This window comes from Streptomyces flaveolus, assembly GCF_044765825.1.
Classification (GTDB): domain Bacteria; phylum Actinomycetota; class Actinomycetes; order Streptomycetales; family Streptomycetaceae; genus Streptomyces; species Streptomyces flaveolus.
Genome location: NZ_JBIWKU010000001.1, coordinates 59,541 through 84,322 on the forward strand (window position 1 = coordinate 59,541; position 24,782 = coordinate 84,322).

Sequence of the window (24,782 nt, forward strand, 5' to 3'; positions counted from 1 at the left end):
TGACGTGCGCTGTCAAGGGTACGGTCGGTTTTTGATCGGGCGGAAACGGACGGGTTTCGGTGAGGTGACGGCCGGCGGCGCGGCAGGGCTTTCCCCGACGGTTCGTCGATGCCGCGGGCGCGGCTCCGCGCAGAAGCCGCTTCCCCCGTCGGGAGTGGTCACCGACCGCGCCGGGCCGCCTCCATGGCCGCGCTCAGCAGTTCCTCGGTCCGTGTGAGCGCCGCTGTCAGGGACCGCGGGTCCGTCGTCAGACGCGTCAGGAGTACGTCGGTCCCGCCCAGCCCTGCCCGTTCGACCAGCCCTTTCTCGTTGGTGACCCACTGCCCGCGGGCCGCCAGCACCGCGTGCGCCGTCTGTGTCGCGGCGAGGGCGATCGCACCGGCGACCTGGGTCAGCGCTCCCTTGGGGGCGTGGCCGGCCTTGGCGTAGGCGAGGCCGGCCGTGGCCGCGCCGTACCAGTGCTCCGGGGCGGTGACCCGGAGGGCCTCCGGGTAGGCGGGGCGGGGCAGCTCGCCGCGCAGCACGTCGTTGACGGCCAGCTCCGCGACCACCAGGTACGTCGGGATGCCGGCCAGGTGGAACATCAGCGGCTCCACGCCGAAGCGGCCCGCCGCCGCCCGTGCCGTCTCGTGCTCGACCACGTCGAGGTCGCGGTAGTGCAGGTCGACCCGGCGCTCGTCGATGGTCAGCCAGGCGCCGCCGTTGAAGACGCCGCCGCCCCAGGCTCCGATGCCGGAGACCTCCCCCGGCCAGCCGACGGCACGGAGGTCGTCCGGGTCGAAGGCGCCCCGGTAGTAGACCGCCAGGTCCCAGTCGCTGTCGGGCCGGTGGGTGCCCTGGGCCCGGGATCCGCCGAGGGCGACGGCCCGGACGGTGGGCAGGGCGGCGAGCCGGTCGGCGGTGGTGTCGAGGAAGGCCTGGTCCGTGAGGGAGGGCACTGCGGTGGGCTCCTGGTGGTGGGGCCGGCAAGGACGGACGTCGGCAGCCTAGGCGGCCGGGACGCGGGGCACGAGGCAAATTCGGATGCGGCGGGCGTGCGGGGAGCGGAGGATCCAGGAGTTGTCCGTACTCCTCCCAGGAGCCCACATGATCCAGCGCGTCACCGTACCCGGCCTGTTCCCGCCGCCCGCCTACTCCCACGCCTCCGTCGTCGAGGCCGGGACGAAGCTCGCCTTCCTAGCCGGGTCCGTGCCGCTCGACGCGGACGGGAAGCTGGTCGGCGAGGGCGATCCGGTCCGGCAGGCGGAGCAGGTGATCGCCAATCTCACCGAGCAGTTGCGCGCTGTGGGGAGCCGGCTGGAGCACGTCCTGTCGACCGATGTGTACGTCGTGGGCACCGGGACCGCCGCGCTGTCCGCGGTCTGGGACGTCGTCGAGGCATCCGGGTTGAGCACCGGCCCGCATTCCTCGACGCTGCTCGGGGTGAGCTGCCTCGGCTATCCCGGGCAGTTGGTCGAGATCACCGCGACGGCGGTCGTGCCGGAGCAGGTACGTCCGTGAGTACGTCCATGAGCCGGCTGGTGGATGAGCAGGTCGCCCTGCGGCGCGCCACGGCCGCCGACGCCCGCGCCGCGGCCGACGTCTGGCTGCGGTCCTTCGCCGCCGCCCTGCCGGCCGTGGTCCGGCCCCGCACCGACGAGGAGGTCCGGGACTGGTTCCGGCACGTGGTGGTGCCCCGGTACGAGACGTGGGTGGCGGAGTCCGCGGGTGAGGTGGTGGGCGTGATGGTGCTGGAGGAGAGCGAGCTGGCGCAGCTGTACCTCGCCCCCGACCGGCGCGGACGCGGGATCGGGGACCGGTTGGTGACGCTGGCCAAGGAGCGCCGGCCGGCGGGGCTCTCGCTGTGGACCTTCCAGGTCAACACGCCCGCGCGGCGCTTCTACGAGCGGCACGGGTTCACGGCCGCTCAGTGGACGGACGGCGCCCGGAACGAGGAGCGGGAGCCCGACGTGCGGTACGTGTGGCAGCCGTAGGGCTCGGCCGCTCCGGTCAGGCCTCGGCCCGGGCGTACGTGTCGGTCGCGGCCACCAGCGCCTCGTCCCCGACCGCTCCGGCGTCGTGTCCCGCCGCGTCCACGACCACCAGTTCGCTGTCCGGCCAGGCGTGGTGGAGCCGCCAGACGATGCCGAGGAGATTGCCGAAGTCGAGGCTGCCCTGCACCAGGGTGCCGGGGATGCCCTTCAGCAGGTGCGCGTCCCGCAGGACCACGCCCTCGTCGTTGCCGTCGCCGAGGAAGTGGTCGTTGCCCCAGTAGTGGGTGACGGTACGGGCGAAGCCCAGGCGGAACACCGGGTCCTGGAATCGCGCGACCGACCCCGGCGGCGCGGGGATGATCGCCGTCTCCCAGTCGGTCCAGGCCCGCGCGGCCCGCTCCCGCACGGCCGGGTCGGAGGACTCCAGCAGCCGGCTGTAGGCGGCGGCCAGGTTGCCGTCGCGCTCGTCGGCGGGCAGCTCGGCGAGGAAGCGCTCGTGGGCCTCCGGGAAAATGTTCCCCAGCCCTCGGGTGAGCAGGTCCACTTCGGGGTTCGAGCCGGTCGCGACTCCGGTCAGTACGAGCGCGGACACGACGCCGGGGTGGGTCTGCGCGTACCGCAGTGCCAGGGCCGACCCCCACGACACGCCCCACACCAGCCACCGCTCGATCCCCAGGTGGGCGCGCAGTCGCTCCAGGTCCGCCATGACGTGGGCGGTCGTGTTCACGCTCATGTCGGTGGCGGGGTCGCTCGCCGCGGGTACCGACCGTCCGGCGCCGCGCTGGTCGAGCAGCACGATCCGGTACGCGGCCGGGTCGAAGTAGCGCCTGAGGTTGGGGCTCGTGCGGGACCCGGGGCCGCCGTGCAGCACCAGTGCCGGCTTGCCGTGCGGGTTCCCGGAGGTCTCCCAGTAGACGTGGTTGCCGTCTCCGACGTCGAGCATGCCGTGGTCGTACGGTTCGGTCTTCGGATACAGGCCCATTGGGGCACCGTAACGCCGGCCGCCCCGACGGTTCATCTCCTTTCCGCCGTGGGCAGCCCCGCCGCCCCTGCCGCGGTGCGCAGCACCTCCCGCAGCATCTCGGGGGTGAGCCGGCCGGTGAAGGTGTTGCGCTGGCTGACGTGGAAGCAGCCGAAGAGGTGCAGGTCGGGGTCGTCGGGGGCGTGCAGGGTGACGTGGGCGCCGTGCGCGAAGGCGGGGCGGGGCCGGGGCACGGTCCAGCCGGCCGCGGCGAACGCGGGCAGCGCGGCCTGCCACCCGAAGGCGCCGAGGACGACCACGGCGCGCAGCGTCGGCCGCAGCAGGCCCAGTTCCTGGACGAGCCACGGGCGGCAGGTGTCGCGCTCCGTGGGGGTGGGCTTGTTGGCGGGCGGGGCGCAGTGCACGGGGGAGGTGACGCGCACGCCGCGCAGTTCCAGGCCGTCGTCGGCGGAGACCGCGGTGGGCTGGGACGCGAGCCCCACGTCGTACAGCGCCTGGTACAGCACGTCACCGGAGCGGTCTCCGGTGAACATCCGGCCGGTGCGGTTGCCGCCGTGGGCCGCGGGGGCGAGCCCGACGATCAGCAGGCGCGCGTCCGGCGGGCCGAAGCCGGGCACCGGGCGGCCCCAGTACGTCCAGTCTGCGAAGGCCGCCCGCTTGGTGCGGGCCACCTCCTCCCGCCAGGCGACCAGCCGCGGACAGGCCCGGCACCCCGCGATCCGCTGATCGAGTCCGACGAGGCCGCTGGTGTCCATGTCCTCCACCGTAAGACCACCGGGCCGCCGCGCCGCCGCCCGGGGATCACGGTGCCGCCCGCCTGCCGGTCGGCACGACACCCGGCGTCCCGGCGCTCCGGCGCTCCGGCGCTCCGGCGCTCCGGCGCTCCGGCCTCACCGATATCCGGTCCCCCGCACGGGGTCCTGGCGACTAAGGTCGGGGCATGGCTTCCGAGCATGACGAAGGCAGCAACGGCGAGGCGACGGCCGTACCGGACTCCGCCGAGGCGAAGGCCGCCGACCACGCCCCGGACCCGAAGACCGCCGCCGCGATCGCCGCCGCCGAGGCTGCCGGGCCGCAGCACGGCGAGAGTGTCCGGGTCGACAGCTGGATCTGGGCCGTCCGCCTGATCAAGACCCGCTCCCTCGGTGCGACCGCCTGCCGGGGCGGTCACGTCCGGGTGAACGGCGAGCGTGTGAAGCCCGCGCACTCCTTGCGTGTCGGCGACGAAGTGCGCCTGCGGCACGAGGGCAGGGAGCGGGTCGTCGTCGTGAAGCGCCTGATCCGCAAGCGGGTCGGGGCCCCGGTCGCCGTCCAGTGCTACATCGACAACTCCCCGCCGCCCCCGCCCCGCGAGGCCGTTGCCCCGGCCGGCATCCGTGACCGCGGCGCCGGACGCCCGACCAAGCGGGACCGGCGCGAGCTGGAACGCCTGCGCGGCCTGGAGGGCCTGGGCCGGCCGGAAGGCCACTGAGACGACGGACCCCGCTCCCGATGCGAACTCCGGGGGCGGGGCCGGTGGCGGCCTGGTGCGGGTCGGGGCCGCCTGCGGACCAGTCACCTGCGGACCAGCCGGAGCAGCTCCGCGTTGTGCCCCCGGCGGGCCCAGGCCACGAGCAGCAGCGGGACCATGAGGATGAGCGGCGTCGCCGCGTTCTCGCCGTCGAAGTAGGTGAGCTGGACGACGAACGCGCCCACCATCAGCGCGCTCAGCGCGGTCGCCGCCACCGACTGGAGCACCGGGACCAACAGGGCGACCGCTCCGGCCAGTTCGAGGATGCCGATGGCGTACATGCCGGCATGGCCCCAGCCCATCTCGTCGAAGGCCTCGGCCGCCGACGGGTGCGCGATCAGCTTCGGCAGGGCGCTCGCGACGGCGAAGAACAACGCGAGGATCACCTGTACCCCACGCAGGGCGATCCGGGCACCGCGCCTGCGGGCCGCCGGGACGGAGGCCGCGGAGAGGGCGGAGGTGGTGGAGGGGGCGGAGGTGGTGGCGGTGGTCTCGGACATGGGGATCTCCTGGGCTGAGCGGTCCGTGCTGCTGTCGGGGAGGTAGACCGCTCCTCGCCCCGGAACTCATCGCCCTCTGCCGCGACGCCCGCGCCCTTTCCCGCGCAGCCTGCGGCGTCGCTCCCTAGCCCTGGCCCACGGGCACCGCCCGCACCCAGGTCCCGTCCTCGGTGAGATACCGGTCCACCCTCAGCCCCACCTCTGCGAGCGCCTCCTCGAACTGCTCCGCGGTCAGCGGCCGGGCACGGAAGGTCTGCGTCCAGACCGCGTCCGGGAACTCGTACTCCACATGCACCGAGTTGACGCCGTCCCCGACCGGCTCCGCCGACACGATCCGCACGGTGAAGCCGCTGGGGTCCACCCGCTCGCGCGGCACGTTCGTGTGGTAGTCCTCGCCCTCCCGCTGGATCAGTACGCAGCCGCCCTCCGCGACATGCCGGGCGCACGCACTCAGCAGCCCCCTTCTCACCTCGACGTCCCCGGCGTGGACGAGGAACGACGCCAGCATCACCGCGTCGAACGTCTCGCCCAGGTCGAGGCGCTCGATCGGGCCGCATATCGTCCGTGCCCCGCGCACGTGCTCCAGCATCTCGGCGGACTCGTCGACCGCCGTGACGGCGAACCCGCGCTCCAGCAGCGGCCGGGTCATGCGGCCCACCCCGCTGCCCAGTTCCAGAATGCGTGCGCCCGCGGGCACCGCGGAGGCCACGATGTCCGGCTCGGCGCCGACGGGCAGCCGGGAGTAGAGCTCGACCGCGCAGCCGTCCGGAGTGATGGCTCCGGGTCCCGTCCCCTGATGTCCCTCTCGCATTTTCAGCTCCATGCCCGCCCAACGGGCCGCACCCGCACAGTCGTTCCACTCCGCACCCGATTCACCCGACCGAGTGAACGCCCGGCGGCGGCCACCCGCCCGCAGCCGGTCCCCGACGGCTCGGTTTCCTCCTCGGCGTTCCGGGAGTACGTTTTTTCACAGGAGTGGTCGTCACCATGCGTACGGGCAGTGAACCGACAACCGCGCGCAGTGCCCTGCGGGCGCGGTTCTGGCTGTGCGTGTGGGGACTGGTCTGGACGATCTTCGGGACGGCCGTCTTCGCGCTCACCGGGCGGCCCGGCTGGGCCGCTGCCTTCGGGGTGCTGTGGCTGATCATCACGGTCGACCTGACGGTGGTCCTCCGGCACATCCGCCAGGGCCCGCACTACCAGCCCGGCCCGGACGTCCCGCCGTACCGGCCGCCGGAGCACCGCATCCGGACCGATCCGCCGCCGCGGTCCCCCAAGAAGCCGGGGACACGCGGGAGCCCGTGGGACTGAGCGCCGCACACCTGACGCCCGGAACCCCGGCCGCCCGCCGGGGGATCAGGAGTCGAACCGCGCCTGTTGCAGGTACTCCGGGTTCGGGTCCAGGGCCGCCGCCAGCCGGAAGTGACGTCTGGCCTGGTCGGGACAGCCCCGGCGCTCGAAGGTGCGGGCCAGCGCGAAGTGCGCGAACGCGTTGTCCGGCTCGCGTTCGAGGACGATGGTGAACTCCAGCTCGGCCGGTCTGAGCTGCGCCGCCGCGAAGAAGGCACGGGCGCGCAGCAGCCGTGCCGCGGTGCTCTCCGGGTGCGCGGCGATGACTTGGTCGAGGAGCTTCACCGCGCCCCGCGGATCACGCGCGGCGAGCAGTTGCTCGGCGGCGCGGAAGTCGATGACGTCCGTCTCCGGGGTCCGTCCGGTGGAACCGCTGGTCTCGGGCACGGCTGAGTCCTTCCCTCGCTGGAAGGGATCAACGCCCGCGCGAAGACCGCTATTCCTGGGCCGGCCGGGGCGTGCGGGGTCCTCGCCGGAGCCGCCGGGCTACTCCGCGTGCGCCCTGCGGGCCAGCTCCGCCCACACCTCTCGCACGCGGTGCCGGAGCTCCTCCAGCGGCACGTCGTTGTCGATGACGACATCGGCGATCTCCCGGCGCTGTTCCCGGGTCGCCTGGGCGGCCATGCGCGCCCGTGCGTCCTGCTCGGACATGCCGCGCAGCCGCACCAGCCGGTCGAGCTGGGTGGCCGGGTCGGCGTCGACGACGACCACGACGTCGTACAGCGACGCGAGGCCGTTCTCGGTGAGCAGGGGGACGTCGTGGACGACGACGGCGTCCTCGGCGGCGGACTGCTCGAGTTCGCGGGAGCGGGCGCCGACCAGGGGGTGCACGATCGCGTTGAGCGCGGCCAGCTTCTCCGGGTCGGCGAACACGATCGAGCCCAGCTTGGGCCGGTCCAGACTGCCGTCGCCGGCGAGGACGTCCTCGCCGAACGCCTCCACGACCGCCGCGAGCCCCGGGGTCCCGGGCGCGACGACCTCGCGCGCGATGCGGTCCGCGTCGATCAGTACGGCCCCGCACTCGACGAGCAGCCGCGACACCTCGCTCTTGCCGGCGCCGATCCCGCCGGTCAGGCCCACTGTCAGCATGAGCGGAAGCTTAGGGCCTGCCGGTGACGGCACCTCGGACGGGGCATCGCCTGACGTCAGCCTTCGCCCTCCCGCTCGGCCAGGAAGCGTTCGAACTCGCGGCCGATCTCGTCCGCCGACGGGATCTCGACCGGCTCGGCGAGCATGTTGCCCCGGGTCTGGGCGCCCGCGGCGGCGTCGTACTGGTGCTCCAGGCCCTGGACGAGCGCGGTGAGCTCCTCGTCGCCCTCCTGGATCTGCCGGTCGATCTCGGTCTGGGTGCGGTGGGCCTCCGTGCGCAGGGAGTGCGCCACGCCGGGCAGGACCAGTCCGGTCGCCGCCGTGATGGCCTCCAGGACGGTCAGCGCCGCGTCCGGGTAGGCGGACCGGGCGATGTAGTGCGGCACGTGCGCGGCGACGCCCAGCACCTCGTGGCCGGCCTGCATGAGCCGGTACTCGACGAGCGCCTCGGCGCTGCCGGGGACCTGTGCCTCCTCGAAGGGGCTGCGGTGGCCCGGGACGAGGTCGGTGCGGTTGCCGTGCGGGGTGATGCCGACGGGGCGGGTGTGCGGGACGCCCATGGGGATGCCGTGGAAGTTGACCGAGAGGCGGACGCCGAGCCGCTCGACGATCTGCCCCACGGCGGCGGCGAAGCGCTCCCACTCCACGTCCGGTTCGGGGCCCGACAGCAGCAGGAAGGGTGCTCCGGTGGCGTCCTGGACGAGCCGCACCTCGATGGTGGGTTCCTCGTAGTCGGTCCAGGTGTCGCGCTTGAAGGTCAGCAGCGGGCGGCGGGCCCGGTAGTCCACGAGCCGGTCGTGGTCGAAGCGGGCGACGACCTGGTGGGGCAGTGAGTCGAGCATCTGGTCGACGATCTGGTCGCCGGTCTCGCCGGCGTCGATGTATCCGTCGAAGTGGTAGAGCATGACCAGCCCGGCCGACTCCTGGGCGAGTGCCGTGTCGACCACGGCCAGGCCCTTCGGCTCCCACGCGTACAAACCCTGCGGATCAAGCACAGTGACCGCTCCCCTCCTCGTGTCCGTACGTCATAACGCCGTTGCCGGGGCGGGCATTCCCGGAGCGGGGCGCTGTGATCTTGACGGCGGGGGCCGGTATCGCCGGGGCCGAGCCGGGGCAACGCCGAAGGGCCGTACCTCGAAAGGTACGGCCCCTCGGTGTCAACGGCTAGGCCTCAGCGGCCCGCGATCAGCTCTGGCCGCCGGCCAGCTTCTCGCGGAGCGCGGCAAGCGCCTCGTCCGACGCGAGGGCGCCGGAGTTGTCGCCACCCTCGGAGGAGTACGAACCGCCACCGGACGCGGCCGGAGCCGCACCCGCGGTGTCGCCACCCTCGGCAGCGGCCTTCTCGTCCGCCTCGCGGGACTTGATGACCTGCGCCTGGTGCTGCTCGAAGCGCTGCTGCGCCTCGGCGTACTGGGTCTCCCAGGCCTCGCGCTGGGTCTCGTAGCCCTCGAGCCAGTCGTTGGTCTCGGGGTCGAAGCCCTCGGGGTAGATGTAGTTGCCCTGGTCGTCGTAGGACGCGGCCATGCCGTACAGGGTCGGGTCGAACTCGACCGCCGACGGGTCGGCACCGAAGGCCTCGTTGGCCTGCTTCAGCGAGAGGCTGATGCGACGACGCTCGAGGTCGATGTCGATGACCTTGACGAAGATCTCGTCGTTGACCTGGACGACCTGCTCCGGGATCTCCACGTGGCGCTCGGCCAGCTCGGAGATGTGGACCAGACCCTCGATGCCCTCGTCCACGCGGACGAACGCACCGAACGGAACCAGCTTCGTGACCTTGCCAGGCACGACCTGCCCGATCTGGTGGGTGCGGGCGAACTGCTGCCACGGGTCTTCCTGGGTCGCCTTCAGCGACAGGGAGACACGCTCGCGGTCCATGTCGACGTCGAGGACCTCGACGGTGACTTCCTGGCCGACCTCGACAACCTCGGAGGGGTGGTCGATGTGCTTCCAGGACAGCTCGGAGACGTGGACCAGGCCGTCGACGCCACCCAGGTCCACGAAGGCACCGAAGTTGACGATCGAGGAGACGACGCCGGAACGGACCTGACCCTTCTGGAGGGTCGTGAGGAACGTCTGGCGGACCTCGGACTGGGTCTGCTCCAGCCAGGCACGGCGGGACAGGACCACGTTGTTGCGGTTCTTGTCCAGCTCGATGATCTTGGCCTCGAGCTCCTTGCCCACGTAGGGCTGGAGGTCGCGAACACGGCGCATCTCGACCAGGGAGGCCGGGAGGAAGCCGCGGAGGCCGATGTCGAGGATGAGACCACCCTTGACGACCTCGATGACGGTACCGGTGACGATCCCGTCCTCTTCCTTGATCTTCTCGATGGTGCCCCAGGCACGCTCGTACTGGGCGCGCTTCTTCGAGAGGATCAGGCGGCCTTCCTTGTCCTCCTTCTGGAGAACAAGGGCCTCGATCTCGTCACCGACGGCGACGACCTCGTTGGGGTCGACGTCGTGCTTGATCGAGAGCTCGCGGCTCGGGATAACGCCTTCGGTCTTGTAACCGATGTCGAGCAGGACCTCGTCCCGGTCGACCTTCACGATGACGCCGTCGACGATGTCGCCGTCGTTGAAGTACTTGATCGTCTCGTCGATCGCGGCGAGGAAGGCTTCCTCGTTACCGATGTCGTTGACCGCAACCTGCGGGGTGGTGGCGGTGGTCTCGGTGCTGCTCGTCATGTGGGAAAGGGCTCCGGTACGGACATTGAAGTCGTAGGTACTGCTTACGCCGGGAGCCCGTTTCGCTCTGCAGAAGCCGGACAGCCAAGTAAGCGTCACCGAAAAAACTGGCGACGCCTCGAGAACCGAGGGGACATACAACAGATGCGAGCGCGACCTGCTACGTCTGAGGTGCGCAGGCCCGCAGCGCAACTTGTAGCATACGGGGGCGGCCGGGCATGGTCAATGCGCGAAGCCGCCCACCCGGGGCGAACAGCCGCATATCCGGCACAAGAGCCGTCTTCCGAGGCCGCACGGAGCCCACCGGGTCCCGTGCCCGACGCCTGGGACGGGCCGGTCGGAAGAGCCGCAGACTAGTACGAGGGAGCCGGTCATCCAAGAGTCCGTAACGTCCGAAGCCGGAGAGACCGAAGCCGAGGCCACCCGGCGTGCCGCCGGTGTCACGGAGAGTGCCCGCGCCAACCGTGGCTGGTGGGACCGGAACGCGGACGAGTACCAGATCGAGCACGGCACCTTCCTCGGCGACGACCGCTTCGTGTGGTGCCCCGAGGGCCTGGACGAGGTGGAGGCCGAGCTGCTCGGCCCGACGGAGGAGCTGAAGGGCAAGGACGTCCTGGAGATCGGCGCCGGTGCCGCCCAGTGCGCGCGCTGGCTGGCCGGCCAGGGCGCGCGTCCGGTGGCCCTGGACCTCTCCCACCGCCAGCTCCAGCACGCGCTGCGCATCGGCGCCGGCTTCCCGCTGGTGCAGGCGGACGCGGCCGTGCTGCCCTTCGCGGACGGGTCCTTCGACCTGGCGTGCTCGGCGTACGGGGCGCTGCCGTTCGTGGCCGACCCCCGGCTGGTGCTGCGGGAGGTGCGCCGGGTGCTGCGGCCCGGGGGCCGCTTCGTCTTCTCCGTCACGCACCCGGTGCGCTGGGCGTTCCCGGACGAGCCGGGCCCCGAGGGCCTGTCGGTGTCCGCGTCCTACTTCGACCGCACGCCGTACGTCGAGCAGGACGACGAGGGCCGCGCGGTGTACGTCGAGCACCACAGGACGCTCGGCGACCGCGTCCGGGACGTCGTGACGTCGGGGTTCCGCCTGGTGGATCTGGTGGAGCCGGAGTGGCCGGACTGGAACACCTCGGAGTGGGGCGGCTGGTCGCCGCTGCGCGGGCATCTGATCCCCGGCACGGCGATCTTCGTGTGCGAGCGCGACTGACCCGCTGTCGCCGGGCACGCGCGCGTGGAGGGCGGTTCTGCCGGCGTACGACACTGGGGGCGTGATCCGTTACGACGCCCTGGAGGCGCTGCCCGTACGCGGTGCCCTGCCCGCTCTGCACGACGCCCTGGAGGGCCACGGCACCGCGGTGCTGGTCGCGCCGCCCGGCACCGGCAAGACGACGCTGGTGCCGCTCGCGCTGGCCGGACTGCTCGGCGAGGGGCCGGCGCGGCGCGTGGTCGTGGCCGAGCCCCGGCGGATCGCGGCGCGGGCGGCGGCCCGGCGGATGGCCTGGCTGCTGGGCGAGAAGCCCGGCGCGAGCGTCGGGTACACCGTGCGCGGCGAGCGGGTGGTCGGGCGGCACACGCGCGTGGAGGTCGTCACGACCGGTGTCCTGTTGCAGCGGCTCCAGCGCGACCAGGAGCTGACCGGCGTCGACGCGGTCGTGCTCGACGAGTGCCACGAACGGCATCTGGACGCGGACACGACGGCGGCGTTCCTGTGGGACGTGCGGCAGGCGCTGCGGCCGGAGCTGCGGCTGGTGGCCGCGTCGGCGACGACCGACGCGGAGGGCTGGGCCCGGCTGCTGGGCGGGGCGCCGGTCGTCGAGGCGCGGGGGGTGTCGTACCCGGTGGAGGTGGTGTGGGCGCCGCCCGCCCGTCCGGTGCGGCCGCCGCACGGGATGCGGGTCGACCCGGCCCTGCTCGCCCACGTGGCGTCGGTGGTGCGGCGGACACTGGCCGAGCGGGACGGGGACGTGCTGTGCTTCCTGCCGGGCGTCGGGGAGATCGCCCGGGTCGCGGGGCAGTTGTCCGGGCTCGGGGACGTCGAGGTGCTCCAGGTGCACGGGCGGGCGCCGGCCGCCGTGCAGGACGCGGTGCTGTCCCCTGGGGAGCGGCGCCGGGTGGTGCTGGCGACCTCGGTGGCGGAGTCGTCGCTGACGGTGCCGGGCGTGCGGGTGGTGGTGGACGCGGGGCTGGCCCGGGAGCCGCGGGTCGACCACGGGCGCGGGCTGAGCGCGCTGACAACGGTACGGGCGTCGGTGGCGGCGGCACGGCAGCGGGCCGGGCGGGCGGGACGTGAGGCGCCGGGCGCGGTGTACCGCTGCTGGACGGAGGCCGAGGACGCCCGGCTGCCGCGCTTCCCGGCGCCGGAGATCAAGGTGGCCGACCTGACGGCGTTCGCTCTCCAGGCGGCGTGCTGGGGCGATCCGGACGCGTCCGGGCTGGCGCTGCTGGATCCGCCGCCGGGCGGGGCGATGGCGGCAGCGCGGGCGGTGCTGACGGCCGTGGGTGCGGTGGACGCGGCCGGGCGGGCCACGGAGCGGGGCGTACGGCTGTCGCGGCTGGGGGTGCATCCCCGTCTGGGGCGGGCACTGCTCGACGCGGGCGCCTCCGGTGCGGTGGCGGAGGTGGTGGCGTTGATCGGCGAGGAGCCGCCGCGGGAGTACGGGGACGACCTGGCGTCCGCGCTGCGGGCGGCCCGGCGCGGGGGTGACGCCTACGGGGCGCGGTGGCGGGCGGAGGTACGACGCCTGCGGGCCGCCGCGACCCCGGCCGCCGGACTCGCCGGCGGTCCGGGGGACGTCGTGGTCGACGGCGCGGGCGGCGCCCCGGGGGCGACCGACGCGCCTGCCGGCGGGGCGCAGGGCGCCGTGGCGGAGGCCGTGGCGGGCGGCGCTGTGGGACGAGCGAACGCCGGCCACCGCCGGGCGGGGGGCGGCGGGGTGAAGGGGGACGTGCCGTTCGGCGGGGAGGACGGAATCGTCGGGCTCGTGGCCGCGCTGGCGTTTCCCGAGCGGGTGGCCAGGAAGGACGGCGGTTCGTATCTCATGGTGTCCGGGACGCGGGCGGAGCTGCCGGAGGGGTCCGAACTGCGCGGGGCGCCGTGGATCGCCGTGGCCGTGGCCGACCGGCCGGTGGGCAAGGGGCACGCGCGCGTGCGGCTCGGCGCGGTCGTCGACGAGGCGACGGCGCGGCTCGCGGCCGGCGCCCTGCTGACGGAGCGGGACGAGGTCCACTGGGCCGGCGGTGACGTGGTGGCCCGGCGGGTCGAACGGCTCGGGGCCGTCGAACTGTCGGTGGGGCCCCCGGCCGACGCCGCCCCCGGCCTCGTACGGGACGCGCTGCTGGAGGGGCTGCGGCAGGAAGGGTTCGGGCTGCTGCGCTGGTCGGCCGATGCGCGGGTGCTGCGGCAGCGGCTCGCGTTCCTGCGGCTGCACCTGGGCGAGCCCTGGCCGGACGTCTCGGACGAGGCGCTGCACGCGCGCGTGGACAAGTGGCTGGAGCCGGAGCTCGGACGGGCCCGGCGGCGGGCCGACCTGGCACGGATCGACGCCGGGCAGGCGCTGGCGCGGTTGCTGCCCTGGGCGTCGGGCGAGGCGGCACGGCTGGACGAACTCGCCCCGGAGCGGATCACCGTGCCCAGTGGGTCCAGGATCCGGATCGACTACGGCGATCCGGGGCAGCCCGTGCTCGCGGTGAAGGTGCAGGAGATGTTCGGGCTGGAGCGGTCGCCCGAGATCGCCGGGGTGCCGCTCCTCGTCCACCTCCTCTCCCCCGCCGGCCGGCCCGCCGCGGTCACGGCCGACCTGGCCTCCTTCTGGCGGGACGGCTACAAGGGCGTACGGGCGGAGCTGCGCGGCCGGTATCCGAAGCATCCGTGGCCCGAGGACCCGGCCACGGCGGAGCCGACGCGGCACACGAAGGCGCGGCTCGGGCGGGAGTCCGCGTCCGGTTCGTGACCGCGCCCGGCCGTCGCACGGCCCACAGCCCGAGGGCGCCCCGCCGCCGTGGCGGTGGGACGCCCTGGGTGCCCGGTCCGGTGGGTGCCTGTGCGGGTGCCTACGCGGTGGGCTCGGTCGAGGGTTCGGCCGAAGGGGTCTGCGAGGCGTCCGGGGACGGCTCGGTGGACGGGCTCGGTGACGGCTCCGCCTCGGGCTTCGCCACCGTGAGCTGGACGTCGAGGGTGGCGCCGCCCGCGGTGGTGAGACGCAGCACGAACGTGCCGGCGGTGTCGTCCGCGTACAGCTTCGGCAGCGTCAACAGGCCCTTGGCGTCGGTCGTCAGGCCGCCCAGGGTGCGGACGGCCTTGCCGTCGGCGTCCTTGAAGTAGGGGCCCTTGTCGTTCTCGGCCGGGTCGGCCGCCGACTTGACGAGCGTGGCGGTGACGGCGACCTTGTCCGCGACGGCGCCCTTGTACGTCGCCTTCACCTCGACCCGGTCCGCGAACTCGCCGCCCGCGGTGCAGGTGAGCGCCGCGTCACCGGTGCGCGCGAGGGCGTCGGCGACGCGCTCGGTGACGGTGGCCCGGTAGTCGAGGCCGACGACCATGCGGCCGACGACGGTCGCCCGGACCGTGAACGCACCGGTCTTCTCGCCCGCCTGGAGTGCGGGTGCCGCGGCCACGCCCGCGCTGCCGGTGATGACGGTGGCGACGTTCTCACCGCCGGCGAAGGTGGCGTCCGTGTCCCCGATGATCGTGAAGCGGATGCGGACCTTGGCGACGGCCTCGCCGCTCTTCGTCTCCGCCCGGGCGCTGATCCTCTTGGCGAACGTGTCGCCCGCGGTGGCGGTGAGGCCGGAGGTACCGGCGTTCTCCAGGTGATCCACCGTGTCGGTGGGGGTCTGCGTCGGTGGCGGGGTCGCCGGGGCGGTCGGAGGGATGGGGCTCGGTGAACCGGCGCCGGGCGGCGTGGGCTTGACGGGGCCGGTGGGGTTGCCCGGAGCCGGCGTCGACGTGCCGGGGGTCTGGGGTGCCGTGGGCAGACCGGGGGTGCCGGTGACGGCGGGCGACGGGCTCTGCCCGGTCACGGCGGAGTCGGCGTCGCTGCGGCCCACCGGCAGCGCGCCGGTGCCGTCCGGGACCTCGTGGGTGCCCTTGCGGTAGTACTCCAGCCAGGACAGGACCGTGTGCAGGTACTCCTGCGAGTTGTTGTAGCTGAGGATCGCGCGGTTGAGGTCTGCCTGGTCGGACAGGTCCCAGCCGTTGCGGCACAGGTAGTGGCCGGCGGCGAGGGCGGCGTCGTAGACGTTGTTGGGGTCCTTCTTGCCGTCACCGTTGCCGTCGCGGCCCGCCCAGGCCCAGGTGGACGGGATGAACTGCATGGGGCCGACGGCGTTGTCGTAGCTGCTGTTGCCGTCGTAGACGCCGTTGTCGGTGTCCTTGATGAGCGCGAACCCGTTGCCGTCGAGCTGCGGGCCGATGATCTGGCTGGTGGTGGTGCCGTTCGCGTCGACACGGCCGCCGCGGGCCTGACCGGACTCCACCTTGCCGATGGCGGCGAGGAGTTGCCAGGGGAGGTTGCACCCCGGCTTGGTCCGGCGCAGCTCCGACTCGGCCTTCTTGTAGGCGTCGAGGACGGTCGCGGGGATGCCCGCCTCGGCGGGGCCCCGGGACACGGGGGTGCCGACGGTGGGCGCGGGGCTCGGGCTGTTGAGCGGCGGCAGGTCCGTGTAGTAGGGCGAGTTGCCGGTGGCGCTGTCGTCGGAGGGTGCGGAGGGCGACGCCGCGCTGTCGGCGGTGGTCCGTCTGCCGTTGCCGTCCGCCGTGACGTCGGGAGCCTGGGACGCGGACAGGGCCGCGACCGCGACCGCCGCGACGGTGGTGGTGACCGCCGCCTTGCGGAGTCTCCTGTCGAACTGCGCCGCCATAGAGTGACCCCTCCCGTGGACGCCCGCGCGTCCGTCTCCGTCGTCCGTCTGTCTTCGGCTGTGGTGCTCGCGCCGTACCGCCCCTGTTGTGACGATCGACCCGAGCCGAGGGTTGCGCCGCAACTTTCCGAGCACGACGGTCGTCTGTTCGACCAGTACGGCGCCGCAGGTGACCCTACGACAACTTGCTTTGCGCGGGCACCCGTTCGTGCCCGATATTCACCAGTTGGCCATATGAGGAGCGGCGTTGCCTTTCACCCTCAGTCATGCGGCGGCCGTGCTGCCCGCCGTGCGCGGCGACGGATCCGGGCGGGGGCGTCTGGTGCCCGCCGTGTTGATCGCGGGGTCGTTCTCGCCTGACATGACCTATTACGCGGCGAGTCTGGTGTCCGGTGCGATGGAGTTCGGGGATGTGACGCACTCCTTCGCCGGGGTCTTCTCGGTCGATGTGCTCATCGCCTGGGCGCTGGTGGGGCTGTGGCTGCTGGTCCGCGAGCCGTTGGTGGCGCTGCTGCCGCGGGCCCGGCAGGGACGCGCCGCCGCCCTGCTGCGCTGCGGGGCGCCACGGGCGCGGGTCCGGCCGTCCCTGGTGGGGTGGTGGTACGTGTCGGCGGCGCTGGGTGCGCTGACGCATGTGGTGTGGGACGCGTTCACGCATCTCGACCGGTGGGGGATGCGGGTGTTCCCCGTGCTGGGGCGGGAGATCGCGGGTTCGCCGCTGTACTGGTACCTGCAGTACGGCGGTTCCGCGGTGGCCGCGGTGGTGATCGCCGTGTTCCTGGCCCGGGCGCTGCGCCGCCTGCCCCCGGCCCGGCCGCTGGGCGTCCCCGCGCTCTCGGTGCGGGACCGGTGGTGGGCCGGGGCGGTGCTCGGCGGCTGCGCGCTGGCCGGGGTGGCCCAGCGGACCACCCGCTGGTGGGACCAGCGGGGGTCCCTGGCGAGGCTCTGGGAAGTCGTCCCGACGGTGTGTTTCGGGGCGGGCGCGGGGCTCGTCCCGGGGCTGCTGCTGTGTGCCGTGGGGATCAGGGTGTGGCGTCCGGTCCCGGTTTCCGGAAGCCCGGGAGGCGTCGGTACGGAGCCGGGCCGCCGGGTCGCGCGCTGAGGGTGTCGGCGGTGGCGACGAACACGGTGGAGGTGTGTGCGGGGCGTGAGCGCGGCAGCAGGGTGACGGCGAGCGTCAGGTAGCCGCGCGCCAGGCCGGCCCACAGGCGCCGGGCGGGCGTCTCGCGTGGCGTCGCGGCGGCCGGGTCACGGCGGGAGAGGCTGCGGCGGAGGTCTGCCGCGGTGCGGCGCAGGGCCGTCGCGAGGGTGGTGGGGGTGCGGCCGGTACTTGCGCCCGGCGCGAAGACCGGGACCGGGAGGAGTGGCACGCGGGCGGGTCGGTCTGTGCTTGCCCGTGCCGGTGTCGTCCGGTGGTGGAGCATGCGTATACCCATGCCCAGCATCCTCGGGGGCGACAGGGGGCGGGGGCTTTTCCGCGGGGGCCACCTGAGTGACGGGCCCTCCGGGGGTTGGCGGGCCGGTGTGAGCCGACGCCCTCTGACGCCAACGGCCCTGTCCCCGCCTGGGCGGGGGCGGGCGCGGGCCCTGGAGGTGCGGGGCCCGCGGGTACGGGGGCGTGCGCGGGCCGGGTATCGGGCGGGACAGCGCCTACCGGTACCGGCGGCCGGTGGGGGTGGCTCTTGGGCGGACGCGGACGGTCCCCTACGTCGCTCACCCCCCGAGGGCCGGGCACCGCAAGAGCCGGGGAGGGCAGACGTCGGCCCGCTCCCCGGCCCCCGCGGCGCCACCGCCGGAGGCTAGTGCGCTGCCGATTCCCAGTCCGGGCCCGAGCCCACCGAGACGCCCAGGGGGACCCTGAGGTCGACGGCGTTCGCCATCTCGCGGCGGACCAGTTCCTCCGCGGCCGCCCGCTCGCCGGGGGCGATCTCCAGGACGATTTCGTCGTGGACCTGGAGCAGCATGCGGGAAGCCAGGCCGGCCTCGCGCAGCGCCTTGTCCACGTTGAGCATGGCGATCTTGACGATGTCGGCCGCCGTGCCCTGGATCGGGGCGTTCAGGGCCATCCGCTCGGCCGCCTCGCGGCGCTGGCGGTTGTCGCTGTTGAGGTCGGGCAGGTAGCGGCGGCGACCGAAGAGCGTCGCCGTGTAGCCGGTGGCCCTGGCCTCGTCGACGACCCGGCGCAGATAGTCCCGGACTCCGCCGAACCGCTCGAAGTAGGCGTCCATCAGACCCCGGGCCTCGGCCGCCTCGATGTTCAGCTGCTGGGAGAGACCGAAGGCCGACAGGCCGTACGCCAGGCCGTAGGACATGGCCTTGATCTTGCGGCGCATCTCCGCGTCCACCGCGGACTGCTCGACGGAGAACACCTGCGCGGCGGCCGTGGTGTGCAGGTCCTCGCCGGAGGTGAACGCCTCGATCAGGCCCGCGTCCTCGGACAGGTGGGCCATCACGCGCAGCTCGATCTGGCTGTAGTCCGCCGTCATCAGGGACTCGAAGCCCTCGCCGACGACGAAGCCGCGGCGGATCGCCCGGCCCTCGTCGGTGCGGACCGGGATGTTCTGCAGGTTCGGGTCGGTCGAGGAGAGGCGGCCGGTCGCGGCGACCGTCTGGTTGAACGTGGTGTGGATGCGGCCGTCGGCGGCGATCGTCTTGATCAGCCCCTCGACGGTGACGCGCAGCTTGGCCTGCTCGCGGTGCCGGAGCATGATCACCGGCAGTTCGTTGTCCGTCTGCGTCGCCAGCCACGCCAGGGCGTCGGCGTCCGTCGTGTAGCCGGTCTTGGTCTTCTTCGTCTTGGGCAGGTTCAGCTCACCGAAGAGGACTTCCTGGAGCTGCTTGGGCGAACCCAGGTTGAACTCGCGTCCGGCCGCCGCGTGGGCCTCCTTCACGGCCTGCTGGACCGCCCCCGCGAACATCTGCTCCATGGCCTGCAGGTGCTCCCGGTCGGCCGCGATACCGTGCCGCTCCATGCGGGCCAGCAGGGCGGACGTGGGCAGTTCCATGTCGCGCAGCAGGTCCGCGGCGCCGACCTCCGCCAGGCGGCCCTCGAAGGTCTCGCCCAGATCCAGGATCGCGCGGGCCTGCACCATGAGCGCCTCGGCCTCGGCGGCGTCGTCCGCGCCGAAGGCCAGCTGCCCGTCGGCCGCGGCGGCGGGGGCCAGCTCGCGGTGCAGGTACTCCAGGGACAGCGCGTCCAGGTCGAAGGAGCGCCGGCCCGGCTTGACCAGGTAGGCGGCGAGCGCGGTGTCCATGTCCACGCCGGCGACGCTCCAGCCGTGCTCGGCGAAGACGCGCATGGCGCCCTTGGCGTTGTGGAAGACCTTCGGCCGGTCCGGGTCGGAGAGCCAGGCCGTGAACGCCGCCTCGTCGGCCTCGTCGATCTCCGTCGGGTCGAACCAGGCGGCCTTCCCGTCGGAAGCGGCGAGCGCCACCTCGGCCACCGAGCCGGTGCCCAGCGCCCAGGTGTCGACCGTGGCGACACCGAGAGGCCGGCTGCCGTGCTCGGCGAGCCAGCCGGCCACCTCGCCCGTGCCCAGCACCGTGCCGTCCAGCTCCACGCCGTCCGCCACGACCGGCGTCGCCTCGGCCTCCTCGGCTCCCGGATCGACGGCGAACAGGCGCTCGCGCAGCGAGGGGTTGCGGATCTCCAGGGTGTCCAGGATCATCGCGACGCCCTTGCGGTCGTACGCCGGCCGCTCCAGGTCGGTGACCGCCTTGGGCAGCTCGACCTGCCGCTCCAGCTCGGTGAGCCGGCGGTTGAGCTTCACGGACTCCAGGTGGTCGCGCAGATTCTGCCCGGCCTTGCCCTTGACCTCGTCGACGCGCTCGACCAGCTCCGCGAAGGACCCGAACTGGTTGATCCACTTCGCGGCCGTCTTCTCGCCGACGCCCGGGATGCCCGGCAGGTTGTCCGACGGGTCGCCGCGCAGGGCGGCGAAGTCGGGGTACTGGGCGGGCGTCAGTCCGTACTTCTCGACGACCTTCTCCGGGGTGAACCGGGTGAGCTCGGAGACGCCCTTGGTCGGATACAGCACCGTGGTGTGCTCGCTGACCAGCTGGAACGAGTCCCGGTCTCCGGTGACGATCAGCACCTCGAAGCCCTCGGCCTCGGCCTGCGTGGCGAGTGTGGCGATGACGTCGTCCGCCTCGAAGCCCTCGACGGCGAAGCGGGTCACGTGCATCGCGTCGAGCAGCTCGCCGATCAGCTCGACCTGGCCCTTGAACTCGTCCGGCGTCTTGGAGCGGTTCGCCTTGTACTCCGTGAACTCCTCGGAGCGCCACGTCTTGCGGGAGACGTCGAACGCCACCGCGAAGTGCGTGGGCGCCTCGTCACGCAGCGTGTTGGCCAGCATCGACGCGAAACCGTAGATCGCGTTGGTCGGCTGGCCCGTCGCGGTCGTGAAGTTCTCCGCGGGCAGCGCGAAGAACGCGCGGTACGCCAGCGAGTGCCCGTCCATGAGCATCAGGCGCGGCCGGCCGCCGCCGGTGGGGGTCTCGGTCTTCTTCGATGCTGTATCTGCCACGTCCCCGATCCTGCCACGTGCCGCTGACAGTCGGTCCCGCCGGCGCCGGTGGCACGGGTGCGGAGCCTTCCCGGCCGCGGGTGCGGAGCCGCTTGTCCCCGCGGGTACGTCGTGGCCGGTCGCGCCCGCGCGGCGGAGCCGCACGTCGCACACAGCCCCCTTCAGGGCGTCGCTCGCGTCCGGCGCCGCGGGACCGGTGTTCCTCCGTCGCCGCAACCACGGCTTCCGGGCTCCGGACCGTCCGGCCTCCGTCGCTGTCACAGGGTCATGCGAGGATCGAAGACGTACCTCACACGTGCAGGCGAAGGAGCGCGCGATGGCCACGAAGCCGCCCAAGGGTGATCCGGTTCAGGACGCTCCGGAGGTCACCGAGCCCCAGCATGCGGCGGCGGGCATTCCGGCGATCGGCCACACCCTGCGCATCGCGCAGCGGCAGATGGGCGTGCGGCGGACCGCGCTGACGCTGCTGAGCGTGAACCAGAAGGACGGCTTCGACTGCCCGGGCTGCGCCTGGCCGGAGCCGGACCACCGGCACAAGGCGGAGTTCTGCGAGAACGGCGCGAAGGCCGTGGCCGAGGAGGCCACCCTGCGCCGGGTCACCCCGGAGTTCTTCGCCGCGCACTCGGTGGCCGACCTCGCGACCCGCAGCGGCTACTGGCTGGGCCAGCAGGGGCGGCTCACGCATCCCGTGTACCTCCCGGAGGGCGGCGAGCACTACGAGCCGGTCACCTGGGAGCGCGCCTTCGACATCGTCGCGGAGGAGATCACCGCCCTGGACTCGCCCGACGAGGCGGTCTTCTACACCTCGGGGCGCACCAGCAACGAGGCGGCGTTCCTCTACCAGCTCTTCGCGCGCGAGCTGGGCACCAACAACCTGCCGGACTGCTCCAACATGTGCCACGAGTCGTCCGGCTCGGCCCTGTCCGAGACCATCGGCATCGGCAAGGGCAGCGTCCTGCTGGAGGACCTCTACAAGTCCGACCTGATCATCGTGGCCGGCCAGAACCCGGGCACCAACCACCCGCGCATGCTCTCCGCACTGGAGAAGGCCAAGGCGAACGGCGCGAAGATCATCAGCGTCAACCCGCTGCCCGAGGCCGGCCTGGAGCGCTTCAAGAACCCGCAGACGCCGAAGGGGCTCACCACCGGCGCCGCGCTCACCGACCTGTTCCTGCAGATCCGCCTCGGTGGCGACCAGGCCCTGTTCCGGCTCCTGAACAAGCTGATCCTCGAGACCGAGGGCGCGGTCGACGAGGCGTTCGTCCGGGAACACACGCACGGCTTCGAGGAGTTCGCCGAGGCCGCGCGTGCCGCCGACTGGGAGGAGACGCTCGCGGCGACCGGTCTGTCCCGCGCGGAGATCGAGGAGACGCTGCGCCTGGTCCTCGCCTCGAAGCGCACCATCGTGTGCTGGGCGATGGGCCTGACCCAGCACAAGCACTCGGTGCCCACCATCCGCGAGGTCGTGAACTTCCTCCTCCTGCGCGGCAACATCGGCCGTCCGGGCGCGGGCGTCTGCCCGGTGCGCGGCCACTCCAACGTGCAGGGCGACCGCACGATGGGCATCTTCGAACGCCCCGCGCCCGCGTTCCTGGACGCCCTGGAGAAGGAGTTCGGCTTCGCTCCGCCCCGCGAGCACGGCTTCGACGTCGTACGGGCCATCCGCGCGCTGCGCGACGGCGAGGCGAAGGTCTTCTTCGCGATGGGCGGCAACTTCGTCTCCGCGTCCCCCGACACGGAGGTCACCGAGGCGGCGATGCGCCGCGCCCGCCTCACCGTGCACGTCTCGACGAAGCTGAACCGCTCGCACGCCGTCACGGGCGCGCGGGCCCTGATCCTGCCGACGCTGGGCCGTACCGAGCGCGATCTCCAGGGCGGCGGCGAGCAGTTCGTCACCGTCGAGGACTCGATGGGCATGGTGCACGCCTCACGGGGGCGGCTCGAGCCCGCGAGCCGGCACCTGCTGTCCGAGCCGGCCATCGTGTGCCGGCTGGCGCGCCGGGTGCTCGGCGAGGACAGCAAGGTGCCGTGGGAGGAGTTCGAGAAGGACTACGCGACGATCCGCGACCGCATCGCCCGTGTGATCCCCGGGTTCGAAGACTTCAACGCGCGCGTGGCGGACCCGGGCGGCTTCGCCCTTCCCCACGCGCCGCGCGACGAGCGCCGCTTCCCGACGGCCACCGGCAAGGCCAACTTCACCGCCGCACCCGTCGAGTACCCCGAGCTGCCCGAGGGCCGGCTGCTGCTGCAGACGCTGCGCTCGCACGACCAGTACAACACCACGATCTACGGCCTGGACGACCGCTACCGCGGCATCAGGAACGGCCGCCGGGTGGTCCTCGTGAATCCGGAGGACGCCGAGAAGCTGAGCGTCCGGGACGGCTCCTACGTCGACCTGGTCGGCGAGTGGTCGGACGGCGTCGAGCGCCGGGCACCCGGTTTCCGCGTCGTGCACTACCCGACGGCCCGGGGCTGCGCCGCCGCCTACTACCCGGAGACGAACGTCCTGGTGCCGCTGGACGCCACGGCGGACACCAGCAACACCCCGGCCAGCAAGTCGGTCGTCGTCCGTCTGGAACAATCGGCGACCGACTGAGCGTTCGCTCAGTCGAGCCGACAGGCGCGTCGGACCGACGGATCGCAATGAACGGAGCCAGGCCCATGGGCGAGCAGCAGCAGGTGCAGTTCCCGCAGGAGATCATCGACGAGTACGCCGCGATGGGCGTCGATCTTCCCGCGCTGTTCTCCGCGGGCCACCTGGGGGCGCGGATGGGTGTCCAGGTCCTGGAGGCGGCGCCCGAGCGGGTCGTGGGCACCATGCCGGTGGAGGGCAACACCCAGCCGTACGGGCTGCTGCACGGCGGTGCCTCCGCGGTGCTGGCCGAGACGCTGGGGTCGGTGGGCTCGATGCTGCACGGCGGCAGCTCCAAGATCGCTGTCGGTGTCGACCTGAACTGCACCCACCACCGCGGGGTCCGCTCCGGCCTGGTGACCGGCGTGGCCACGCCGGTGCACCGCGGCCGGACGACGGCGACCTACGAGATCGTGATCAGTGACGAGCAGGAGCGGCGGGTGTGCACCGCCCGTCTGACCTGCCTGCTGCGCGAGGTGACTCCCGGCGACGCCGCCCGGGCGGGCGCGGCGGGCTGAGCGCGCCCGCCGGCAGCGGTGTCCTCAGCGGTGCCGGCAGCGTCATTGCCCCCGTGGGCCCGGCGCCTTAGCGTCGGGTCATGGAACGGGGAGGAGTCCCTCGGCCGGCGGCCGCCACGAGCGGGATCCGGCGCGCGCTCTCACTGGCGCTGCTGACGGCCGCCCTGGCGACCGCATGCGGCAACTCCGGGACCGGCGGCCCACGTTCGGCCACGGTCACCACCGGCACCGGAATGGGCTCCGGGGACACCGGCTCCTCGCGGCCGTCGCCGTCGCCCGCGTCGGGCGCCGAGTTGTGCGTGCGCGTCGTCGCCCACTGGTCGCGCGAGGTGCTGGACGGTGGCACCTACGGCGACTACCAGTCGATGGGCCTGTCGAACCGGCAGTACGACATCCTGCGGGAGGTCGTGGACGCCGCGCGGCCCGTGCGTCGGGAGCAGGGCGACCGCGCCGCCGACGAGTTGATCGACCGTCGGACGCGCGCCCGGTGCGCCGAGCACCACGGCGACGGCGGCGCGGGCAAGGGTCCGTGGCGGTGAGCGGCACCGGGCCCGTCGAGCCGGGCGAGGGTACGCACGCGCGGGAGGCCCCGCAGCGCCCCCGCCGCCCCGCCCGGCCGCGCGGGCGTCTCGGCCGCGGCTGCACCCGTCACCGCCGGGCGGTCCACGCGGTGGTCACGGCCCTCGTCGTCCTGGCGGGCGGCGGCTATCTGTACGCCGGCCGACCGCAGGAGCGGCCGGCTCCCCCGCCACCGCCCCCGCCCTTCCCCTCCCAGGCGGTCGACCTCGTCTATCTGGACCCGGTGGCCGGTCCCGGCAACGCTCCGACCAGCGGCTTCAGCTTCGCGGTGCTGCTGAGCGTGCGGTCCGGACCGCCCGTCACGGTGACGCGGGTGACCCAGCCCTACGCCGGGCTTTCGGCGACCTCGACCCCCGCGGCACCTTTCCAGACAAAGTCGCATTCCGCCCGCAAGATCATCGTCACTCTGCGGGTGACGGAATGCGAAAAAGCACCACGGAACCCCGGACTCCCTTTCCTGGATGTAACGCTGCGTAATACGCGCGCAATAGAGGATCACAGTTTCATCCTCGGGACGCGCTATGCGCGGCACCTCTCCGAGGCCCTGCAGGTCGCCTGTGGCAACGATTCCCGGTAATCACCAAAACG

General features: G+C 73.1%; 22 protein-coding genes. 11 read left to right on the forward strand and 11 right to left on the reverse strand.

All coding sequences use genetic code 11. The annotated features are described in order from the left end of the window. Positions 1-158: 158 nt before the first annotated feature. Positions 159-938: a nucleotidyltransferase domain-containing protein gene (locus ACIRG6_RS00265; protein ID WP_364677927.1), complete on the reverse strand. Its 780-nt coding sequence runs from the start codon at positions 936-938 to the stop codon at positions 159-161. Between the two features lie 148 nt (positions 939-1,086). On the opposite strand from ACIRG6_RS00265, the gene ACIRG6_RS00270 reads away from it, so the two are divergent. Further along, complete coding sequence (locus tag ACIRG6_RS00270; RefSeq protein ID WP_365020589.1) at positions 1,087-1,500, forward strand: RidA family protein; 414 nt, start codon at positions 1,087-1,089, stop codon at positions 1,498-1,500. 8 nt (positions 1,501-1,508) lie between these two features. Then, the gene (locus tag ACIRG6_RS00275; protein WP_403320743.1) at positions 1,509-1,973 is read left to right on the forward strand and encodes a GNAT family N-acetyltransferase; all 465 of its coding nucleotides are present in this window, start codon (positions 1,509-1,511) and stop codon (positions 1,971-1,973) included. Positions 1,974-1,989: 16 nt separating this feature from the next. Here ACIRG6_RS00275 and pip read toward each other — a convergent pair whose 3' ends face one another. Continuing rightward, complete coding sequence (pip, locus tag ACIRG6_RS00280; RefSeq protein WP_403320047.1) at positions 1,990-2,955, reverse strand: prolyl aminopeptidase; 966 nt, start codon at positions 2,953-2,955, stop codon at positions 1,990-1,992. Between the two features lie 32 nt (positions 2,956-2,987). Further along, positions 2,988-3,710: a uracil-DNA glycosylase gene (locus tag ACIRG6_RS00285; RefSeq protein ID WP_403320048.1), complete on the reverse strand. Its 723-nt coding sequence runs from the start codon at positions 3,708-3,710 to the stop codon at positions 2,988-2,990. Positions 3,711-3,895: 185 nt separating this feature from the next. Here ACIRG6_RS00285 and ACIRG6_RS00290 point away from each other — a divergent pair, with 185 nt between their 5' ends. Continuing rightward, complete coding sequence (locus tag ACIRG6_RS00290) at positions 3,896-4,426, forward strand: RNA-binding S4 domain-containing protein (RefSeq protein ID WP_364677921.1); 531 nt, start codon at positions 3,896-3,898, stop codon at positions 4,424-4,426. A gap of 83 nt (positions 4,427-4,509) precedes the next feature. Here ACIRG6_RS00290 and ACIRG6_RS00295 read toward each other — a convergent pair whose 3' ends face one another. Then, positions 4,510-4,965, reverse strand: a complete 456-nt coding sequence (locus ACIRG6_RS00295) for a DoxX family protein (RefSeq protein WP_364677920.1) — start codon at positions 4,963-4,965, stop codon at positions 4,510-4,512. A gap of 124 nt (positions 4,966-5,089) precedes the next feature. Next, positions 5,090-5,776: a class I SAM-dependent methyltransferase gene (locus ACIRG6_RS00300; protein ID WP_403320049.1), complete on the reverse strand. Its 687-nt coding sequence runs from the start codon at positions 5,774-5,776 to the stop codon at positions 5,090-5,092. Positions 5,777-5,952: 176 nt separating this feature from the next. Between ACIRG6_RS00300 and ACIRG6_RS00305 the strand changes: the two genes are divergently transcribed. Next, positions 5,953-6,276, forward strand: a complete 324-nt coding sequence (locus ACIRG6_RS00305; RefSeq protein WP_350721705.1) for a DUF6343 family protein — start codon at positions 5,953-5,955, stop codon at positions 6,274-6,276. 45 nt (positions 6,277-6,321) lie between these two features. Here ACIRG6_RS00305 and ACIRG6_RS00310 read toward each other — a convergent pair whose 3' ends face one another. From ACIRG6_RS00310 to rpsA, 4 genes are all read right to left on the reverse strand, one after another. Further along, positions 6,322-6,702 (reverse strand): tetratricopeptide repeat protein, encoded by a 381-nt coding sequence (locus tag ACIRG6_RS00310; protein WP_239771294.1) that lies wholly within the window; start codon positions 6,700-6,702, stop codon positions 6,322-6,324. 99 nt (positions 6,703-6,801) lie between these two features. Beyond that, a complete protein-coding gene (gene coaE / locus ACIRG6_RS00315) occupies positions 6,802-7,404 on the reverse strand; it encodes a dephospho-CoA kinase (protein WP_403320051.1) in 603 nt (200 codons plus the stop codon). 56 nt (positions 7,405-7,460) lie between these two features. After that, positions 7,461-8,399 carry a PAC2 family protein gene (locus ACIRG6_RS00320; protein ID WP_239771296.1) on the reverse strand — a complete coding sequence of 313 codons (939 nt, stop codon included), beginning with the start codon at positions 8,397-8,399 and terminating at the stop codon, positions 7,461-7,463. Between the two features lie 190 nt (positions 8,400-8,589). Further along, positions 8,590-10,089: a 30S ribosomal protein S1 gene (gene rpsA, locus ACIRG6_RS00325; protein WP_225634200.1), complete on the reverse strand. Its 1,500-nt coding sequence runs from the start codon at positions 10,087-10,089 to the stop codon at positions 8,590-8,592. Between the two features lie 373 nt (positions 10,090-10,462). Here rpsA and ACIRG6_RS00330 point away from each other — a divergent pair, with 373 nt between their 5' ends. Next, entirely contained in the window at positions 10,463-11,287 is an 825-nt protein-coding gene (locus tag ACIRG6_RS00330; protein WP_364677956.1) for a class I SAM-dependent methyltransferase, read from the forward strand. Positions 11,288-11,348: 61 nt separating this feature from the next. After that, the gene (locus ACIRG6_RS00335) at positions 11,349-14,030 is read left to right on the forward strand and encodes an ATP-dependent RNA helicase (RefSeq protein WP_403320052.1); all 2,682 of its coding nucleotides are present in this window, start codon (positions 11,349-11,351) and stop codon (positions 14,028-14,030) included. Between the two features lie 100 nt (positions 14,031-14,130). Here ACIRG6_RS00335 and ACIRG6_RS00340 read toward each other — a convergent pair whose 3' ends face one another. Then, positions 14,131-15,939, reverse strand: a complete 1,809-nt coding sequence (locus ACIRG6_RS00340; protein WP_403320053.1) for a lytic transglycosylase domain-containing protein — start codon at positions 15,937-15,939, stop codon at positions 14,131-14,133. Between the two features lie 247 nt (positions 15,940-16,186). On the opposite strand from ACIRG6_RS00340, the gene ACIRG6_RS00345 reads away from it, so the two are divergent. Further along, complete coding sequence (locus ACIRG6_RS00345; protein WP_364817803.1) at positions 16,187-17,041, forward strand: DUF4184 family protein; 855 nt, start codon at positions 16,187-16,189, stop codon at positions 17,039-17,041. Between the two features lie 697 nt (positions 17,042-17,738). Here ACIRG6_RS00345 and polA read toward each other — a convergent pair. Then, on the reverse strand, positions 17,739-20,465 hold the full coding sequence (polA, locus tag ACIRG6_RS00350; protein ID WP_364677909.1) for a DNA polymerase I: 2,727 nt from the start codon (positions 20,463-20,465) through the stop codon (positions 17,739-17,741). Between the two features lie 316 nt (positions 20,466-20,781). On the opposite strand from polA, the gene ACIRG6_RS00355 reads away from it, so the two are divergent. From ACIRG6_RS00355 to ACIRG6_RS00370, 4 genes are all read left to right on the forward strand, one after another. Further along, a complete protein-coding gene (locus tag ACIRG6_RS00355) occupies positions 20,782-23,061 on the forward strand; it encodes an FdhF/YdeP family oxidoreductase (RefSeq protein ID WP_403320054.1) in 2,280 nt (759 codons plus the stop codon). A 65-nt stretch (positions 23,062-23,126) separates the two neighbouring features. Continuing rightward, the gene (locus ACIRG6_RS00360; protein ID WP_318218134.1) at positions 23,127-23,615 is read left to right on the forward strand and encodes a PaaI family thioesterase; all 489 of its coding nucleotides are present in this window, start codon (positions 23,127-23,129) and stop codon (positions 23,613-23,615) included. Positions 23,616-23,695: 80 nt separating this feature from the next. After that, entirely contained in the window at positions 23,696-24,154 is a 459-nt protein-coding gene (locus ACIRG6_RS00365) for a hypothetical protein (RefSeq protein WP_364677906.1), read from the forward strand. After that, on the forward strand, positions 24,151-24,771 hold the full coding sequence (locus ACIRG6_RS00370) for a Tat pathway signal sequence domain protein (protein ID WP_364677904.1): 621 nt from the start codon (positions 24,151-24,153) through the stop codon (positions 24,769-24,771). Before ACIRG6_RS00365 ends, ACIRG6_RS00370 begins: the two co-directional genes overlap by 4 nt. Positions 24,772-24,782 lie beyond the last annotated feature (11 nt).

Bases quoted from the DNA above. Each gene is read 5' to 3' on its own strand.
- ACIRG6_RS00355 (WP_403320054.1), top strand. From the start codon at position 20,782: ATGGCCACGAAGCCGCCCAAGGGTGATCCGGTTCAGGACGCTCCGGAG.
- ACIRG6_RS00365 (WP_364677906.1), top strand. From the start codon at position 23,696: ATGGAACGGGGAGGAGTCCCTCGGCCGGCGGCCGCCACGAGCGGGATC.
- coaE (WP_403320051.1), bottom strand. From the start codon at position 7,404: ATGCTGACAGTGGGCCTGACCGGCGGGATCGGCGCCGGCAAGAGCGAG.
- ACIRG6_RS00295 (WP_364677920.1), bottom strand. From the start codon at position 4,965: ATGTCCGAGACCACCGCCACCACCTCCGCCCCCTCCACCACCTCCGCC.
- ACIRG6_RS00290 (WP_364677921.1), top strand. From the start codon at position 3,896: ATGGCTTCCGAGCATGACGAAGGCAGCAACGGCGAGGCGACGGCCGTA.
- ACIRG6_RS00300 (WP_403320049.1), bottom strand. From the start codon at position 5,776: ATGCGAGAGGGACATCAGGGGACGGGACCCGGAGCCATCACTCCGGAC.
- ACIRG6_RS00270 (WP_365020589.1), top strand. From the start codon at position 1,087: ATGATCCAGCGCGTCACCGTACCCGGCCTGTTCCCGCCGCCCGCCTAC.
- ACIRG6_RS00285 (WP_403320048.1), bottom strand. From the start codon at position 3,710: ATGGACACCAGCGGCCTCGTCGGACTCGATCAGCGGATCGCGGGGTGC.
- ACIRG6_RS00360 (WP_318218134.1), top strand. From the start codon at position 23,127: ATGGGCGAGCAGCAGCAGGTGCAGTTCCCGCAGGAGATCATCGACGAG.
- ACIRG6_RS00305 (WP_350721705.1), top strand. From the start codon at position 5,953: ATGCGTACGGGCAGTGAACCGACAACCGCGCGCAGTGCCCTGCGGGCG.
- ACIRG6_RS00340 (WP_403320053.1), bottom strand. From the start codon at position 15,939: ATGGCGGCGCAGTTCGACAGGAGACTCCGCAAGGCGGCGGTCACCACC.
- pip (WP_403320047.1), bottom strand. From the start codon at position 2,955: ATGGGCCTGTATCCGAAGACCGAACCGTACGACCACGGCATGCTCGAC.
- ACIRG6_RS00275 (WP_403320743.1), top strand. From the start codon at position 1,509: ATGAGCCGGCTGGTGGATGAGCAGGTCGCCCTGCGGCGCGCCACGGCC.
- rpsA (WP_225634200.1), bottom strand. From the start codon at position 10,089: ATGACGAGCAGCACCGAGACCACCGCCACCACCCCGCAGGTTGCGGTC.